The organism is Streptomyces sp. P17 (genome assembly GCF_032436805.1).
Classification (GTDB): domain Bacteria; phylum Actinomycetota; class Actinomycetes; order Streptomycetales; family Streptomycetaceae; genus Streptomyces.
This window is the reverse complement of the sequence record NZ_JAVRBF010000944.1, coordinates 1-265: the sequence shown is the minus strand read 5'-3', so window position 1 is coordinate 265 and position 265 is coordinate 1. Positions and strand designations below refer to the sequence as shown.

The 265-nt window shown below is 30.6% G+C and carries 1 protein-coding gene; it reads left to right on the top strand.

The genetic code is table 11. The annotated features are described in order from the left end of the window. Positions 1–265: winged helix-turn-helix domain-containing protein (locus RMT89_RS43520; protein WP_315889283.1), on the top strand; the 265-nt coding region annotated here is incomplete at both ends.

Sequence of the window (265 nt, the reverse complement as noted above, 5' to 3'; positions counted from 1 at the left end):
AAATAATATATGGTGAATTATCTCTTGATGTTCTTAAACGTGAATTAAAGCGTGCTGGAAATGTAATTAATCTGAATCAAAGAGAATTTGGTCTCATTAAACTTATGCTTGAAAATCCTGAAAAAGTAATAACTAAAACTGCAATATTAGAGTATATATGGGGGCATCAGTTTGATCCACAGACAAATGTTGTTGATGTTTTAGTTTGTCGATTAAGAAGTAAGGTGGATAAAGGGTTTACTATTCCAAGTATTCATACACTAAG